This is a genomic window from Phaeobacter sp. JH20_08, assembly GCF_048056635.1.
Lineage (GTDB): Bacteria > Pseudomonadota > Alphaproteobacteria > Rhodobacterales > Rhodobacteraceae > Phaeobacter > Phaeobacter bryozoorum.
The window spans coordinates 52,217-66,985 of sequence record NZ_JAYMVV010000022.1 but is presented as its reverse complement, the minus strand read 5'-3'; the positions used below and the strand labels follow the sequence as shown (position 1 = coordinate 66,985).

The 14,769-nt window shown below is 61.1% G+C and carries 14 protein-coding genes; 5 read left to right on the top strand and 9 right to left on the bottom strand.

Annotated elements, in window-relative coordinates:
• The first annotated feature begins 161 nt into the window (after positions 1 to 161).
• The gene (locus tag VWY75_RS18760; protein ID WP_340546903.1) at positions 162 to 812 is read left to right on the top strand and encodes a peroxiredoxin; all 651 of its coding nucleotides are present in this window, start codon (positions 162 to 164) and stop codon (positions 810 to 812) included.
• 89 nt (positions 813 to 901) lie between these two features.
• On the opposite strand, the gene VWY75_RS18755 is transcribed toward VWY75_RS18760, so the two are convergent.
• Together VWY75_RS18755 and pnp are read right to left on the bottom strand one after the other, a co-directional pair.
• Positions 902 to 1,618, bottom strand: a complete 717-nt coding sequence (locus VWY75_RS18755) for a glycosyltransferase family 25 protein (RefSeq protein ID WP_416537649.1) — start codon at positions 1,616 to 1,618, stop codon at positions 902 to 904.
• Positions 1,619 to 1,740: 122 nt separating this feature from the next.
• Positions 1,741 to 3,879 (bottom strand): polyribonucleotide nucleotidyltransferase, encoded by a 2,139-nt coding sequence (pnp, locus tag VWY75_RS18750; RefSeq protein ID WP_340546901.1) that lies wholly within the window; start codon positions 3,877 to 3,879, stop codon positions 1,741 to 1,743.
• A 353-nt stretch (positions 3,880 to 4,232) separates the two neighbouring features.
• Here pnp and VWY75_RS18745 point away from each other — a divergent pair, with 353 nt between their 5' ends.
• Positions 4,233 to 5,849, top strand: a complete 1,617-nt coding sequence (locus VWY75_RS18745) for a class I SAM-dependent methyltransferase (RefSeq protein ID WP_416537648.1) — start codon at positions 4,233 to 4,235, stop codon at positions 5,847 to 5,849.
• 98 nt (positions 5,850 to 5,947) lie between these two features.
• On the opposite strand, the gene rpsO is transcribed toward VWY75_RS18745, so the two are convergent.
• The 6 genes from rpsO to rbfA all read right to left on the bottom strand — a co-directional run bounded on the left by rpsO (position 5,948) and on the right by rbfA (position 10,328).
• A complete protein-coding gene (gene rpsO, locus VWY75_RS18740) occupies positions 5,948 to 6,217 on the bottom strand; it encodes a 30S ribosomal protein S15 (protein ID WP_340546899.1) in 270 nt (89 codons plus the stop codon).
• A gap of 213 nt (positions 6,218 to 6,430) precedes the next feature.
• Positions 6,431 to 7,471 carry a calcium-binding protein gene (locus VWY75_RS18735; RefSeq protein ID WP_416537647.1) on the bottom strand — a complete coding sequence of 347 codons (1,041 nt, stop codon included), beginning with the start codon at positions 7,469 to 7,471 and terminating at the stop codon, positions 6,431 to 6,433.
• Positions 7,472 to 7,580: 109 nt separating this feature from the next.
• A complete protein-coding gene (locus VWY75_RS18730; RefSeq protein ID WP_416537646.1) occupies positions 7,581 to 8,099 on the bottom strand; it encodes a DUF1643 domain-containing protein in 519 nt (172 codons plus the stop codon).
• A gap of 43 nt (positions 8,100 to 8,142) precedes the next feature.
• Complete coding sequence (gene truB / locus VWY75_RS18725; protein ID WP_416537645.1) at positions 8,143 to 9,048, bottom strand: tRNA pseudouridine(55) synthase TruB; 906 nt, start codon at positions 9,046 to 9,048, stop codon at positions 8,143 to 8,145.
• Between the two features lie 129 nt (positions 9,049 to 9,177).
• A complete protein-coding gene (locus tag VWY75_RS18720; protein ID WP_416534507.1) occupies positions 9,178 to 9,921 on the bottom strand; it encodes a phosphodiester glycosidase family protein in 744 nt (247 codons plus the stop codon).
• A gap of 11 nt (positions 9,922 to 9,932) precedes the next feature.
• Positions 9,933 to 10,328 carry a 30S ribosome-binding factor RbfA gene (rbfA, locus tag VWY75_RS18715; protein WP_416537644.1) on the bottom strand — a complete coding sequence of 132 codons (396 nt, stop codon included), beginning with the start codon at positions 10,326 to 10,328 and terminating at the stop codon, positions 9,933 to 9,935.
• Between the two features lie 113 nt (positions 10,329 to 10,441).
• Here rbfA and dapB point away from each other — a divergent pair, with 113 nt between their 5' ends.
• Complete coding sequence (dapB, locus tag VWY75_RS18710; protein WP_416537643.1) at positions 10,442 to 11,263, top strand: 4-hydroxy-tetrahydrodipicolinate reductase; 822 nt, start codon at positions 10,442 to 10,444, stop codon at positions 11,261 to 11,263.
• 60 nt (positions 11,264 to 11,323) lie between these two features.
• On the opposite strand, the gene VWY75_RS18705 is transcribed toward dapB, so the two are convergent.
• The gene (locus tag VWY75_RS18705) at positions 11,324 to 11,530 is read right to left on the bottom strand and encodes a DUF1674 domain-containing protein (RefSeq protein WP_340546893.1); all 207 of its coding nucleotides are present in this window, start codon (positions 11,528 to 11,530) and stop codon (positions 11,324 to 11,326) included.
• Positions 11,531 to 11,621: 91 nt separating this feature from the next.
• On the opposite strand from VWY75_RS18705, the gene VWY75_RS18700 reads away from it, so the two are divergent.
• Both VWY75_RS18700 and VWY75_RS18695 read left to right on the top strand, forming a co-directional pair.
• Entirely contained in the window at positions 11,622 to 12,884 is a 1,263-nt protein-coding gene (locus tag VWY75_RS18700; RefSeq protein WP_416537642.1) for an RsmB/NOP family class I SAM-dependent RNA methyltransferase, read from the top strand.
• 126 nt (positions 12,885 to 13,010) lie between these two features.
• Positions 13,011 to 14,753: a heparinase II/III family protein gene (locus VWY75_RS18695; RefSeq protein ID WP_416537641.1), complete on the top strand. Its 1,743-nt coding sequence runs from the start codon at positions 13,011 to 13,013 to the stop codon at positions 14,751 to 14,753.
• The last annotated feature ends 16 nt before the right edge of the window (positions 14,754 to 14,769 follow it).

Sequence of the window (14,769 nt, the reverse complement as noted above, 5' to 3'; positions counted from 1 at the left end):
GTATGATGCCCGGCACCAATCCGTGCAGATGTTCCGATGGGGCAGATTGACGCGTGGGGCGATCTTTTCGTCTGCCTGTCGCCCATCAAGGGTTTAACCTGCGCGCCGAGTGGTTAGGTTACTCAACAGATAGCATTCATTTGACAGCAGAGGAGAGACCCATGGGTTTGCGTATCAATGATGTGGTTCCGGATTTCACCGCAGAAACCGATCAGGGCACCGTCTCGTTTCATGACTGGATCGGCGACAGCTGGGCGATCCTGTTTTCCCACCCCAAGGATTTTACACCGGTTTGCACCACAGAGTTTTCTGCCGTGGCGCAGCTGGCTGATGAATGGGCTGCACGCAACACGAAGGTGATCGGTGTGTCCGTAGATGGTGTCGAAGACCACAAGAAATGGAAAGGCGACATCGAAAGCTACGGCAAAGCTGCGGCAGGCTTTCCGATCATCGCGGATGAAGGTCTGGCTGTCTCCAAGGCCTTCGACATGCTGCCGGCAGAGGCCTATCTGCCTGATGGCCGCACACCCGCAGATAGCGCCACGGTGCGGTCGGTCTTCATCATCGGACCTGACAAGCAACTGAAGCTGTCGATGACCTACCCGATGACCGTTGGGCGCAATTTTGCGGAGATTCTGCGCGCGCTGGATGGCCTTCAGATGTCCGGCAAAGGTGTAGCAACTCCGGCAAACTGGGTTCCGGGCGAAGATGTCATCATCCCCCCCAGCGTGTCGAACGAGGATGCGAAGGCTAAATTTGGCGAGTTCGAAACGATCTTCCCCTATCTGCGCAAGACCAAAGCGCCAGAGTGATCTGTAGGAAGGCTTAGCGGGGCACGTAAGCGGCCCTGCTGACATGTCGTCATGAACAGGGGCCGTCTGGCCCCTTTTCTATTGCGGGTCTAACCGGGCTTTTGCGATCGCAAGGCGACCTGTGTCCGGTAGAGCGCGCGTTTCAGCTCCCGCGCAAGCTTGCCACCTGCTGGACGGGATTGGATGGTTGATCCGCCCAGGGCCTCGGTCAGCTCAGATGCGCCGTTTGGCCATATGGTATGTACTGGCTGGCGGTGAACCCAGTGCATCTGAAGGAAGGTGTCAACCGGCCGGTCCAGCGTCTCGCTTGCTTCCAGCAATCGGGCGGCGGCGGTCTTGCCCACCACCTGTGCCACGGTTTGCAGTCCGATGCGCCTTGGCAGAAACATGCGGGCCGCGCCTGTTTGACCCACGACCTGCCGCGCTGACTCGCGCTGTTTGGCAGGCAGGCGGATCAAGTGATCCTTGTCGGCATGGTTGTCGACAAGCGCCATCGCGTCGCGCCAGAGCTTGGGGTCAAACGCCAGATCGTCCTCAACGATCAGTCCGAAATCATCCATGCCTTCCGCGATTTTCTGCCAGCACTTGCGATGGGATAGAAAACATCCGACTTCGCCTGCCCGCAGCGCGAAGGGGTAATGTGGCCGGTGCAGTTCCCCATCACAGAGAGGCACAAGCCCCGCCTGAAGCGCCGCCCGGCCGTTGACCGCCTCGACCACTTCCGGCTGCGGCAGCTGCGCCATCAGACGCGCCACATTGGGCGCGCGTTTCTGATCGTCGGCCATATGAATGATGTAGGATCTCATGGTCCCAGAGGTAGCGATCTTGACCGGTGGTGAAAAGAGGCGAGCAGGAACCAGCTGCCACTGAAACAAAGAAACCCCGCCATCTCTGGCGGGGTTCCGGGTGCTTGGAAAGGGAAGGCAGATTACTCTGCGTCTTCTTTCTTCTCGGCTTTGATTTCTTCGCCGGTTTCCTGATCCACGATTTTCATGGACAGGCGGACCTTGCCGCGATCATCAAAGCCCAGCAGCTTTACTTTCACTTCCTGGCCTTCCTTCAGAACGTCCGAAGGGTGGTTCAGGCGGCGGTTTTCGATCTGGGACACATGCACCAGGCCGTCACGCTTGCCGAAGAAGTTCACGAAGGCGCCGAAGTCGACGATCTTCACAACCTTACCGGTGTAGATGGCGCCTTCTTCCGGCTCTGCCACGATCGAGTGGATCATGTCGTAGGCCTTCTGGATCGCGGTGCCGTCGGCCGATGCGATCTTGATCACGCCGTCGTCGTTGATGTCGACTTTCGCGCCGGAGGTTTCCACGATTTCGCGGATGACCTTACCGCCGGAGCCGATCACTTCACGGATCTTGTCGGTCGGGATCTGCATGGTCTCAATGCGGGGCGCATGGACGGAGAACGCGTTGGTTTCCGACAGTGCCTTGGCCATTTCGCCGAGGATGTGCAGACGGCCGTCTTTGGCCTGATCCAGTGCTTTTTCCATGATCTCAGGCGTGATGCCTGCAACCTTGATGTCCATCTGCAGCGAGGTGATACCGTTCGCAGTACCGGCCACCTTGAAATCCATGTCGCCCAGGTGGTCTTCGTCGCCCAGAATGTCCGACAGGATCGCGTAGGAGCCGTCGTCTTCCAGGATCAGACCCATCGCGACACCGGCAACCGGTGCCTTCAGCGGCACGCCGGCGTCCATCATGGACAGCGAACCACCACAGACCGACGCCATCGAGGAGGAGCCGTTCGATTCGGTGATCTCGGACACCACGCGGATGGTGTAGGGGAAATCGGTCGGAGCAGGCAGAACAGCCTGCAGCGCGCGCCATGCCAGTTTGCCGTGGCCGATTTCGCGGCGACCGGGCGAGCCGACACGACCAACTTCACCCACCGAATAGGGAGGGAAGTTATAGTGCAGCAGGAAGTTGGATTTGAAGTTGCCGTGCAGCGCGTCGATGAACTGCTCATCGTCTCCGGTGCCGAGGGTGGTCACGGCCAGGGCCTGGGTTTCACCACGGGTGAACAGGGCCGAACCATGGGTCCGCGGCAGCAGGCCGGTTTCCGATTCGATCGCGCGCACATCGGTGGTCGAGCGACCGTCGATCCGCTTGCCGGTTTTTACGACGTCGCCGCGCAGAATGGCTGCTTCCAGCTTCTTCATGGCGGAGCCGAGGTTGGCGTCTTCCAGCTGTTCTTCGGTCAGCGATGCCTTGATTGCCTCACGCGCGGCGGCAACAGCGGCGGTGCGCTCCTGCTTGTCGGTGATTGCAAATGCAGCGCGCATCTGCTCTTCGCCTGCGGCTTTCACTGCGGCGAACAGCTCCGAATAGTCAGCAGGCTGGAAATCGAACGGCTCTTTGGCCGCGTCTTCCGCCAAGGAGATGATCAGGTCGATCACCGGCTGGATCTGTTCGTGGGCGAATTTCACCGCACCCAGCATCTCTGCTTCGGTCAGTTCGTAGGCTTCGGATTCAACCATCATCACAGCGTCTTTGGTGCCGGCGACAACCAGGTCCAGACGCTGATCAGGGTTCAGGCGCAGATCCTGCATGTCGTCAACGGTCGGGTTCAGGACGTACTCGCCGCCCTCAAAGCCAACGCGCGCAGCCGCAATCGGACCCATGAAGGGTGCGCCGGACAGGGTCAGCGCTGCGGAGGCCGCGATCATCGCAACCATGTCGGGATCGTTGACCAGATCGTGGCTCAGCACGGTGCACATCACCAGGACTTCATTTTTGAAGCCGGGGACGAACAGCGGGCGGATCGGACGGTCGATCAGACGCGCGGTCAGGGTTTCTTTTTCGGTCGGGCGTGCTTCACGCTTGAAAAACCCGCCGGGGACCTTGCCCGCAGCGTAGTATTTTTCCTGATAGTGAACCGTCAGGGGGAAGAAGTCCTGACCCGGCTTCTGCTGGCGGGCAAAAGTGACGTTTGCCATGACCGAGGTTTCGCCCAGGGTGGCAATCACTGTGCCATCGGCCTGACGGGCAACCTTGCCGGTCTCCAGTGTGAGCGTCTCTTCGCCCCACTGCATTGATTTCTTTGTAACGTTAAACATTCAGCTTATCCTAGCTGGGAGCACTCCCGGGCGTATCCCGGGTCTCCCGTTTGATGTGGCGGCCCCATTGCCGCCGACCCCTCTCTATCTTTCTTTCGACTGCCGGGGTCTTGGCAGCACGTCTCAGATAGGCCGCCCTTACAGGATTTTTCCACAGATTGAAAGAGCAAGCGCCAGGAGCCGTCGCAGCCTGTGCCCCGTTTGTCGGCATCGTTCGTGTCGATCCTCCGCTATCTGGGCGTGGTTGGTGAATTGCGGCCTGCGTTAACCGGATCCTCAGCGTTTTTATGGAAAATTTGCGCAATCCAGAAGGGTAAGACGACGTCGACCCCAACACTTAGAACAGGTGCTGAATGAACGATTGGACTTCCGGCTATGTCGCCGAACTCGACTATACGCACGACTTTTTTCACGAGATGACGCCCTCCCGCCTTGCCTTCAGCGCCGTGTCTCGGGGACATCGGCATGGGCTGGACAGCGATGAACTGACCTATTGTGAGCTGGGCTGTGGTCAGGGCTTCACAGCCAATCTTCTGGCCGCAGCCAATCCGCACGTCGATGTCCACGCGATGGACTTCAATCCGGCCCATATCGCCGGTGCCAATCGCCTGGCCGCAGAAGCAGGACTGGCAAACGTCCACTTCTACGAAAGATCCTTTGAGGATTTTGAAGAAGAGGCGGAGCTGCCAAATACCTTTGACGTCATTGCGCTTCACGGTGTCTACAGCTGGATTTCGCAAGAGAACCAACAACGGATCACCGGATTCATCTCCCGTCGTCTGAAACCCGGTGGGTTGGTCTATATCAGTTACAACACGCAGCCGGGCTGGGCGCCATCTATGCCGCTGCGCAGGATTCTGACCGATCGCGCCGCGCAGGGCAGCGGTCCGTTGGAGCAACGTATAGAAGACGCATTGAATTTTGCCGAGCGGTTGAAACAGGTCGGAGCCGAATTTTTTGTCTCAAACCCCGGCCAGTTGAGACGGCTGAGTGAAATGAAAACCATGCCGCGAAACTATCTGGCGCATGAGTTTTTCAACAAGGACTGGACGCCATTCCACTTTGCCGATGTGGCGGAGGATATGGCGCAGGCCAAACTTGAGTTTCTCGGTGCTGCGAACCCGCTGGATCATGTCGATGACATCTGCTTGAGCAGTCCGCAACGTGCGCTGTTGGCGGAGGAAAGCAATACAAACAGGCGCGAGGGGCTGCGTGATGTTCTGCTGAATGAACAGTTCCGGGCCGATATCTTTTCGCGTGGGCATGTGCCGCATACGGAACGCGGCAGCGTTGGCGCATGGTTTCAGACTGGCTTTGCCCTTGCACGTCACTATGGATCCGGCCCGTTGAAGATCAGCTGGCGCAATGGGGATGTTGCGCTTGAGGCCGGTCAGTATGAACCTGTCCTGAGAGCTTTGGCCGAGGGGCATAAAACAGTTCGGGCCCTGCTGGAGCAGGGCGTGTTTGCCGATATGACCTGGGGCGAGATCACGCGGCTGCTGACGATCCTGACGGGGGCGGGTCATATCGTTCCCTGTCTGCCTTCAAAAGGCTATGCGGATCGCGCGGCGCAGTGCCAAGCATTTAACCTTGCAGTGTGCAAAAATGCTGAAGACAGCGAAAGACTGGGCTTCCTGGCCTCTCCTGTCACCGGTGGGGGGGTCGCGGTGGATCGCATGGAACAGCTGTTCCTCCTGGCCCAAAGCGAAGGGCAAACGGCGCCCAATGACTGGGCCGAATTTGCGTGGCAGATCCTTGGGCCGCAGGGGCAGCGGTTGGAGCAGGACGGGCGCGTTCTGACCCAGCCTGAGGAAAACCTGGCGGTCTTGCGCGCCCGGGCTCATGCCTTTGCCGCGCGCCGACTGGGCATTCTTACCGGGCTTGGCGTGAGCTTGATTGCCGCCGATCCGTTACTGTCTGACGCCGTTGCGCCAAAGGCTGCGCTATCAGGACGCAGCACGGCGGCCTAGTGACCGGGCAATTGCATAATCGGCCTGTGTCTCAAACACGAAAAACGCCCGCTTCCGATAGGAGCGGGCGTTGAATTTCAACCGTCTGGTCGTCGCTATTAGCGACGGATGCCCAGGCGTTTGATGAGGTCCTGATAGCGGGCCACGTCTTTGCCTTTGGTGTAGTCCAGCAGCTTACGGCGCTGAGCAACCATCTTCAGAAGGCCACGACGACCGTGGTTGTCCTTCTTGTGGGTTTTGAAGTGCTCGGTCAGGGTGTTGATGCGCGAGGTCAGGATTGCAACCTGGACTTCCGGGGAACCGGTGTCGCCTTCTTTGGTTGCGAATTCTTTCATCAGGCGGGCTTTTTCTTCAGCAGTGATCGACATCGGGGTCTCCTTTGAAGGTTTGTGTGAATGGCGCAGGCCGGGATGTCGTCCAGCACAGGCCCATGGAGGCGTCTCAGGCTCGGCCGCCTTCCGCAGAAAGCGGCATAACCATTGAACAGGTCGCGCCTATACGCAGATTCTAGGGAAATAGCAAAAGGTTTCGGTCGGGTGTGGGCCGGGGATGGGCGTCGGGGCTAAATGAATGGCACCTGATCAGCCGAGTGTCAGCCCGCTGCTGGCGCTGTTGGTGGCCAATACGCCAAACCGGAGCGCGGCATCCTGATCGACGACCAGAATGTCCGATGCCGACAATTGTTCTGGCCCGGTGACGCGCAGCGCCTCGATCCCGTCAATGGTCACGATATGCTCACCCGGTGCATCCGGGTTGCTGGTGACTTCCACGGTGGGCGCCTCCGGGCCGAATTGATCCCAGATCACAACCAGTTGATCCTCATCGACGTTGAAATCCGACATGTCGATGGCGGCAGTGGGATCAGCCTCGTTACCGTCGCCGACTGCGCTCGCGTGGAACTCACCTGCTGCAAAAATGAGGTGGTCGGCCCCATCCCCTGTCGAAACGATATCACCGGCGCCCGCCAAAATCGTGTCATCCCCGTCGCCACCGTTGAGATAATCCGTGGTCATGCCATCGTCGCTGCCGATCAGGCGATCATTGCCGGTGCCACCAAACAGCGTATCCTTGCCCAGGCCACCAGTCAGGTGATCGTCGCCATCGTTGCCATGTAGCGCGTCTCGCCCGTCCGCCCCGGTCAGCGTGTCATTGCCCTGGCCGCCATGGGCCACATCATCGCCATCACCACCATCGAGCTGGTCATGACCGAAATGGCCAAACAGCGTGTCGTTGCCGCTGTCTCCGCTCAGACTGTCGTCCCCGCCCTCTCCGTGCAACAGATCGTCACCGTGATGCGCCTCAAGCGTGTCGTCACCCTCACCACCGTAAAGGCTGTCGTCGCCCTCACCGCCCTGGACGGTGTCATCTCCATCGCGGCCGTTCAGCTGATCGTTGCCGCCCAGCCCCTGCAGGTCGTCATCCTGATCGCTGCCGCCGAGCTGGTCGCTGTCCTCTGTGTCGGCCTTCACGAAATCATCAAGTGAAACCATATCGGTTGCTGAGTCATCGGTCGCCCCGTCATTGTCTGCAGACCCTGTCTCAGAGGCGTCTGGATCATCGCCGCCCTCGTCAATCAACAAGATACCACCGACGGCGGCGACTCCCAAAATTGCAGCCAGCATCAACATTCCGGCGACCCCTCATGACAACACGCGGAACACCCGCATTATCAAAGTCGCACACGTATTGGTTGAACATCAAAGCAATTCAGAAGCGATGGTTAGCGAGGCCTTACCCGGTCAAGGGCAGCCAGCGTTCCGGCTGCTGGGTATAGCGGATGTAAAGCGGGTGCTTTGGGTGGCCGGCCTTGCTCAATCCCAGGTGAAACAGCGGTTTACCGGTTTCGGCGAGAGCACCAGCAACCCTGACCCCTTGCTGGCGAAACGCGCCATGGGTGCCCCAGGCGCAGATAACCTGATCCGCCCAGCCTGCGCCGTCCAGGATCATCGCCAGATTGTCAGGACCGACCGGGTCCGCCGCCCGTTTCATGTCACGCGGATCGGTGGCCCGAATGGCAAAGATATTGGTTGCGCGGAACCCGCCAAACCCAAGGGCTCGCGCGCGCCGCTCGCAGCGTTCGATAGTGGGGTCATTCTGCACTTCGGTCGCGGTTGACGGGTTGAGCATGACAAACATCACACGCGGTCCAGCCGGGTCCCAGACACGGCTGAGACTATAGCGGTATTGCTCACAGTCGGAATAGACCGCGCTGGAGGGGGCATCGCCCTTGGTGTGGCTACGGTGGATCATGCGGCTTGTGGTGGCGAGCGTCCGGGCCTGTGTCAACCGTGGTTCAGCGTACGAACACACGGCTGGGGTGCAGCTCGCCGGATTTGTAATGACCAACTGCGACCGCAAGCCCATCCAGCGAAGCCCAAGCCTCTTCCCCGTATTCCACGTCAGAGGCAAGCACCATTCCGGGATTGCCATTGCGCAGTTTCGCCGCGCCTTCGGGAGTACAGGTCAGCTGCGGCAGATCCGCGAGACCTTCCTCCAGCGGGCGCAGAAACCCATCCAGATCCGGGGATTTGGCCATTTCATCCAGAGTTTCCAGGCTGATGCCATCCTCGGCATCAAACGGCCCGGACCAGATACGGCGCAGACATTTCACATGGCCATGGCATCCAAGTGCCGCGCCCAGATCCCGCGCGATCGACCGGACATAGCCGCCCTTGCCACAGGTCATCTCAAGCACGACATGGTCCGCATCCGGCCGGTCCACCAGGATCAGCTCCTCCACCCAGAGCGGGCGAGCTGCGAGCTCGATATCCTCGCCGTCGCGGGCGAGTTTGTAGGCGCGCTGGCCGTCCACCTTCACGGCTGAGAACTTCGGCGGCACCTGCATGATATCACCTAGGAATTGCGGCAGGGCCGCAATGATATCTTCGTCGCTCGGGCGGGTGTCGCTGCTGGCGATTACCTCACCTTCGGCATCATCGGTATTGGTCGCCTGACCAAGCCGCACGGTAAAGGTATATGCCTTCAGTGCGTCGGTGATATAGGGCACGGTCTTGGTCGCTTCACCTAGGGCCACCGCCAGGACGCCGGTCGCCTCGGGATCGAGCGTGCCGGCATGGCCCGCCTTCTTGGCGTCAAAGGCCCAGCGGACCTTGTTCACAACCGCAGTGGACGTCAGCCCCGCAGGCTTGTCGACCACCAGCCAGCCGGAAATATCGCGCCCTTTGCGTTTGCGTCCCATGTCATACCCCAATGTCATCGTCGGTGAGAGAGGCGCGCGGGGTAGCCCAGCTGTCAGGGCCTGTCAATCGCGCGCAGCTCCGAAATCCACCCGCGTGGGGCCCGGTTTGCGTCGGCGCCCTGTACGGTCTCAGTTCGTGGTCGCGTCCGGCTGCGTCCTGTCGGCCACGACGCCAACCACCGGCCCCATCATGAAGCCGGCATCACTCCGGTTGATCTGGGGCGCGTGCAGCCGTGAAATATTGCCGTCGAAATACAGCGCGCTCGGCAGGCCCAGGTGGTCTCGGAACAGGCTGCCGAACTGGTGAAAGGTGACAGCGTTACGCGAAATCGCAAAAACCACCCGCTGCCCGTCGGCACTGGTCCCGACCCCATTGCGAATGAAATATGAGGTCGAGTCCGGTAGAAACCGCGGATGCAGCGCACCTTCAATCACCAGCATCGGGCCCGATTGCGTGGCATAGCGGCATTGCGGGCCGGTTTTGGCAAAGGTCAGCGTTTCGATCACATCCGTGCGGGTTTCGCCGATGCACAGCACGCCATTTGGCAGCAGACCAAAATTTCCGGGGCCGGGCGTGGTGACCAGCCGCATCTCTTCGGCATCGCCGTCCTGATACAATCCAACCGGCGAGCGATCGCGGTGGTACATGCCTGCATTGGTGGCAAAGGGCAGCGTCTGCCCCTTGGCCTCCAGCTCGCTTTCGATTGTAGAGAAATGCCCGTAGATCTCGCCTGCATCATTCTTCAGAAACAGGCGTAGTTCGTCTTTCGTCACATCGACGTCGCAGATCGTGTAGCGGTTGCCCTCATAGGCGATGTCGCGGCAGTCCACTGCCGCAGCAGGCGCTGCCAAAAAGGCCAGCGCCACACCCATCGCCCAGCGAATCACTCGCCCGTGTCGCGGCGCACCGCGTCCTGCGACAGCATCCTGCGGGTGTCATCCATCCGGTCAAAGGTGTCGTCCAGCTGAAACCGCAGTTCCGGCGTGAACTTCAGCGTCAGCTTCTTGCCGATGATCCGGCGCAGTTCACCCTTGTTGCGGGCCATTAGCTTGAGCGTTTCCTCCTGCCCCTTGCCGCCCAGTGGCAGCACATAGGCGGTCGCAATACGAAGATCGGGTGAGGTGCGGACCTCGCCGACGGTGATCGACAGCCGGTTCAGTTCGGGATCATGCAGGTCGCCGCGCGCAAAAATCTCGGACAGGGCGCGGCGAATCAATTCGCCGACGCGTAGCTGACGTTGTGAGGGCCCGGTGCCCTCGTGGAGTTTGTTCTTAGCCATATATCCGATTTATGCCGAAAGCAGGGCTTTGCCAAGCGCAGCACAAGCGGTTAGGACAAAACCTGCACGAAACAGATCATCCGCGATCCAGCGCACAGACGAGGACCCCTGACATGGCAGATAGCAGCACGGATACACCCGGCATCGTGATCACCGGTGCCTCTGGTCGGATGGGCCAGATGCTGATCCGCACCATCATGGAGCACCCTGGCGCGCGTCTCGTTGGCGCGGTTGAGCGTGAGGGGCATGACTGGATCGGCCAGGACGTGGGCCTTGCCATGGGCGGGGCCGAGATCGGCGTCACGGTGACGGATGATGCGCTCGCAGCTTTTGCCAGGGCGCAGGCGGTGATTGATTTCACCAGCCCCGAGGCGACGATTGCCTTTGCCGAACTGGCGGCGCAGGCCCGAGCGGTCCATATCATTGGCACCACCGGGATGAGCGATGCGCAGATTGCGCAGTTGGAACCGGCCTCGCGTCACTCGGTGCAGATGCGCGCCGGCAATATGAGCCTCGGTGTAAACCTGCTGGTACAGCTCACCAAGAAAGTCGCTGCCGCGCTCGACGAGGATTTCGATATCGAAGTGATCGAAGCCCACCATCACCATAAGGTCGACGCGCCATCGGGCACGGCCCTTATGCTGGGGGAGGCCGCCGCCGAGGGGCGCGGTGTGACGCTGGCGGATGTGACCGACAGCGGGCGCGACGGCATCACCGGCGCGCGCAAGCGCGGCGACATCGGCTTCAGCGCCATTCGGGGCGGCGATATCGTTGGCGAACACGACGTGCTGTTTGCCGGTCAGGGAGAGCGCATTGTTCTGCGCCATCTGGCAACCGATCGCGCGATCTTTGCCCGCGGCGCCATCAAAGCTGCGCTTTGGGGGCAGGACAAGCAGCCGGGCCAATATGACATGCTCGACGTTCTGGGTCTCTGAGCTTCAGCGCCGTCAGGGCGGATAACCCTAGAAACAGGCCTGGCCTCGGTCTGTCAGGCGTCAGAAATCGATGGCGATGCCCTTCTTTTCCCAGTCGCCGTAGCGCGCGGGATCGGGGCCGTCCCGACCGCCAAGTTCAACCGGGCGCTTGGCGGCTTCGGCCTCAGCAGCTTTGCGCCGCTCCGCAGCCTCGGCCAGCGCGCGCTGCGCGGCGGGGGGCAGCGGCTGGGCTGCTACTTGGGTCTTGGATTTATTAGCGTCACTCATGCCTGCTTCCCTTGTTGTCGTTCTATGATATACGCCCGCGTCCGGCGTCGACAACCCATCGCGCCGCTGCCCCTATTGTCAGGAGACCCGCATGTCCAATGCAAGCCAAGCCCGCCGCCGTGCCATTCACCTGCTGGATCAGGTGCTGGGAGAGGGCAGGCTGTTGTCGGAATGCTATGCAGCGGGTGCGCTGGATAAACTGCCGGCAGAGGAACGCGCGCGCAGCCAGCGCCTGGCAACAGATACGTTGCGCAATCTCGAACGTGCCGACCGCATCCTGCAGAAACACTTGAAAAAATCGACACCGCTCACCGTGCACAACGCGCTGCGCATTGGCACGGTTGAGTTATGCCAGGGCGGCGCGGCGCATGGGGTGGTGAATGATATGGTGGGGATCATTTCTGGCCATCGTCGCCACGGAAAACTGAAGGGGCTGGTCAACGCGGTATTGCGCAAGGTGGCAGAGCAGGGGCCGGCTGAATGGGCCAAGCTGCGGGTGCCTCGCCTGCCGAAATGGCTGCGCAGCCCGCTGTCGCAGGCCTGGGGTGCTCCCGCGATGCTTGCGATCGAGGCTGCGCATCTGGCGGGCGCGCCGCTGGATCTGACTGCCAAACCGGGCGCCGACCTGTCTGCGCTGGACGCCACGAGGCTGCCGACAGGATCCTATCGCATCCACGGGTCTGTGCAGGTTTCTGGTCTGCCAGGGTTCGAGGGGGGCGACTGGTGGGTTCAGGATGCCGCCGCAGCGTTGCCCGCGCAGCTGCTGGCCGCCCAGCCCGGCGAATCGGTGCTTGATCTCTGCGCGGCGCCGGGTGGCAAGACCATGCAGATAGCCGCGGCTGGCGCCACGGTGACCGCCGTCGACCAATCCGCAGGCCGCATGGCACGGCTTTCGGAAAATCTCGCCCGGACCGGGCTGACCGCCACGGTGGTTGTCGGCGATGCCTTGGAGCAGACCGGTGCATATGATGCGGTATTGCTGGATGCACCTTGTTCGGCCACCGGTACGATCCGCCGCCATCCCGATCTGCCCCATGCCAAGGACGGCAGCGGCTTTGGCGCGCTGATTGAGTTGCAGGCACAGATGCTTGCCCATGCCTGGAGCCTCGTGAAACCCGGTGGACGGTTGATCTATTGCACCTGTTCGCTCCTGCCGGATGAGGGCGAATGCCAAGTAGAGGATGCCTTGGAAATGTTTCCCGACATGTCGGTTGGCACTCGACTGCAACAGCTGGACGGGATCGTCGCTGACTGGATCACCGAAGAAGGCGGCTTGCGCCTGCGCCCGGATTACTGGCCCGAGTTGGGCGGCATGGATGGGTTTTACATGGCGGAGCTGCGCAAGGCCGACTGAGACCGGCAACCCCTTGCCGATACTGCCCTGAGGTATCTGCCGCATTATCGGTGACTTGCCCGGTAACCGCCGCTATGCTCGGCGCAAAACGCCCCGGAAAATTTCTCTGGCGTGAGGCAAGAGAGCATGTCCCGATACGATAGAATGGCGCGGCGCGGCACCCGCCTTTTGAACCGCTATTACGCAAGGCGCGCCCGTCGGCAGCCCGGTGCCACGGCCTTTGTGTCGCAGCCTGAGCCGCGCACCATTGGCAGTTTTGCCCGTGGGCGTCAGCTGGTGGCGGGCAATCTTCTGTTTGCAGGCTATCTCGTCGAATCGCCCACGACCGGTCTTTGGGATGTTGTGGCACCTGACCTCGCCTTTGATGCGGAGCGCCACGGGTTTGCCTGGCTGGATGATCTGGCCGCTGTCGGTGATTTTCGCGCCCGCGAAAAAGCGCAGCTCTGGGTCTGGGGCTGGATCGAGGCTCACGGCAATGGCACCGGACCGGGCTGGTCGCCGGATCTGACCGGCCGCCGCGTGATCCGCTGGATCAATCATGCACTGTTTCTGTTAGCTGCGCGTGATGCAAAACAATCCGAGGCATTCTTTGGCGCCCTGTCCCGCCAGACGTGGTTCCTGTCGCGGCGCTGGCAGGGGGCCTCACCTGGATTGCCACGTTTTGAGGCGTTGACCGGGCTGATCTATGCCGGTCTGGCACTCAAGGGGCACGAAGATCAGGTCGATCCGGCCCTGAAAGCCCTCGCCGAGGAATGTGCCAGCCAGATCGACGATCAGGGCGGGCTGCCGACCCGTAACCCGGAGGAACTGCTGGAAGTCTTCACCCTGCTTACCTGGGCTGCCGCGGCGCTGCAGGATGTCGGACGCGGGGTTCCACCAGCACAGGTCGCAGCAATTGAACGGATTGCACCGACCCTGCGTACTTTGCGCCACGCCGATGGCGGACTGGCGCGCTTTCACGGCGGCGGGCGCGGGCTTGAGGGACGGCTCGATCATGCGCTGGCAGCGAGCCATGTCACCAAGCGCCATGCCGACGGGCTTGCAATGGGCTATGCCCGGCTCTCCGGGCGGCGCACCTCTGTCATCATTGACGCCTCTGTGCCGCCCAAGGGGCGCGCCTCATGGAACGGTCATGCCTCCACGCTGGCATTCGAACTGACCTCAGGCCGTCGCCCGCTGATCGTGAACTGCGGCTCTGGCGAAACCTTTGGCGTAGAATGGCGCCGTGCCGGGCGTGCCACGCCGTCGCATTCGACGCTGTGCATCGAGGGCCACTCAAGCGCCCGTCTCTCCGCTCCGGAACGGGGGAGTGGACATGAGCTGATGACAGAAGCCCCGGATAACGTGCCGCTCGATGTATCGGATCTGGAAGATGGCTATCGGTTCCAGGGTGGGCACAACGGATATGAACGTCATTTCGGCCTGACCCACGCGCGCACATTGGAGCTCGCCATGGATGGCCGTGGCCTTGCGGGCGAGGACATGTTGCTGGCGCTGGACACGACGAACAAACGACGCTTTGACAAGGCGATGGATGCCCATTCCCTGAGCGGCATCGGCTTTGAGATCCGCCTGCATCTGCACCCCGATGTGGACGCAGCCCTTGACTTGGGGGGCGCAGCAGTATCCATGGCGCTCAAGAGCGGGGAGATCTGGGTGTTCCGTCATGATGGGACCTGCGAATTGAAGCTGGAGCCCAGCGTGTACCTGGAAAAAACCCGCTTGAAGCCGCGTGCGGCAAAACAGATCGTTCTCTCCGGGCGGGCAATGAATTATGCCACGCGCATCCGGTGGACGCTCAGTAAGGCGCAGGAGACTGCCGTTGCCGTGCGAGACCTGAACCGGGACGACCCCGCGTTAACCGACTGAGCCTGAAAAGGACCGC

What these genes read in the sequence shown, in the direction of transcription:
- pnp (WP_340546901.1), bottom strand. Translation starts at nt 3,879, where the DNA reads ATGTTTAACGTTACAAAGAAATCAATGCAGTGGGGCGAAGAGACGCTC.
- VWY75_RS18760 (WP_340546903.1), top strand. Translation starts at nt 162, where the DNA reads ATGGGTTTGCGTATCAATGATGTGGTTCCGGATTTCACCGCAGAAACC.
- VWY75_RS18730 (WP_416537646.1), bottom strand. Translation starts at nt 8,099, where the DNA reads ATGATCCACCGTAGCCACACCAAGGGCGATGCCCCCTCCAGCGCGGTC.
- VWY75_RS18705 (WP_340546893.1), bottom strand. Translation starts at nt 11,530, where the DNA reads ATGAGTGACGCTAATAAATCCAAGACCCAAGTAGCAGCCCAGCCGCTG.
- VWY75_RS18695 (WP_416537641.1), top strand. Translation starts at nt 13,011, where the DNA reads ATGTCCCGATACGATAGAATGGCGCGGCGCGGCACCCGCCTTTTGAAC.
- dapB (WP_416537643.1), top strand. Translation starts at nt 10,442, where the DNA reads ATGGCAGATAGCAGCACGGATACACCCGGCATCGTGATCACCGGTGCC.
- VWY75_RS18700 (WP_416537642.1), top strand. Translation starts at nt 11,622, where the DNA reads ATGTCCAATGCAAGCCAAGCCCGCCGCCGTGCCATTCACCTGCTGGAT.
- truB (WP_416537645.1), bottom strand. Translation starts at nt 9,048, where the DNA reads ATGGGACGCAAACGCAAAGGGCGCGATATTTCCGGCTGGCTGGTGGTC.
- VWY75_RS18745 (WP_416537648.1), top strand. Translation starts at nt 4,233, where the DNA reads ATGAACGATTGGACTTCCGGCTATGTCGCCGAACTCGACTATACGCAC.
- VWY75_RS18720 (WP_416534507.1), bottom strand. Translation starts at nt 9,921, where the DNA reads ATGGGTGTGGCGCTGGCCTTTTTGGCAGCGCCTGCTGCGGCAGTGGAC.
- rbfA (WP_416537644.1), bottom strand. Translation starts at nt 10,328, where the DNA reads ATGGCTAAGAACAAACTCCACGAGGGCACCGGGCCCTCACAACGTCAG.
- VWY75_RS18735 (WP_416537647.1), bottom strand. Translation starts at nt 7,471, where the DNA reads ATGCTGGCTGCAATTTTGGGAGTCGCCGCCGTCGGTGGTATCTTGTTG.
- VWY75_RS18755 (WP_416537649.1), bottom strand. Translation starts at nt 1,618, where the DNA reads ATGAGATCCTACATCATTCATATGGCCGACGATCAGAAACGCGCGCCC.
- rpsO (WP_340546899.1), bottom strand. Translation starts at nt 6,217, where the DNA reads ATGTCGATCACTGCTGAAGAAAAAGCCCGCCTGATGAAAGAATTCGCA.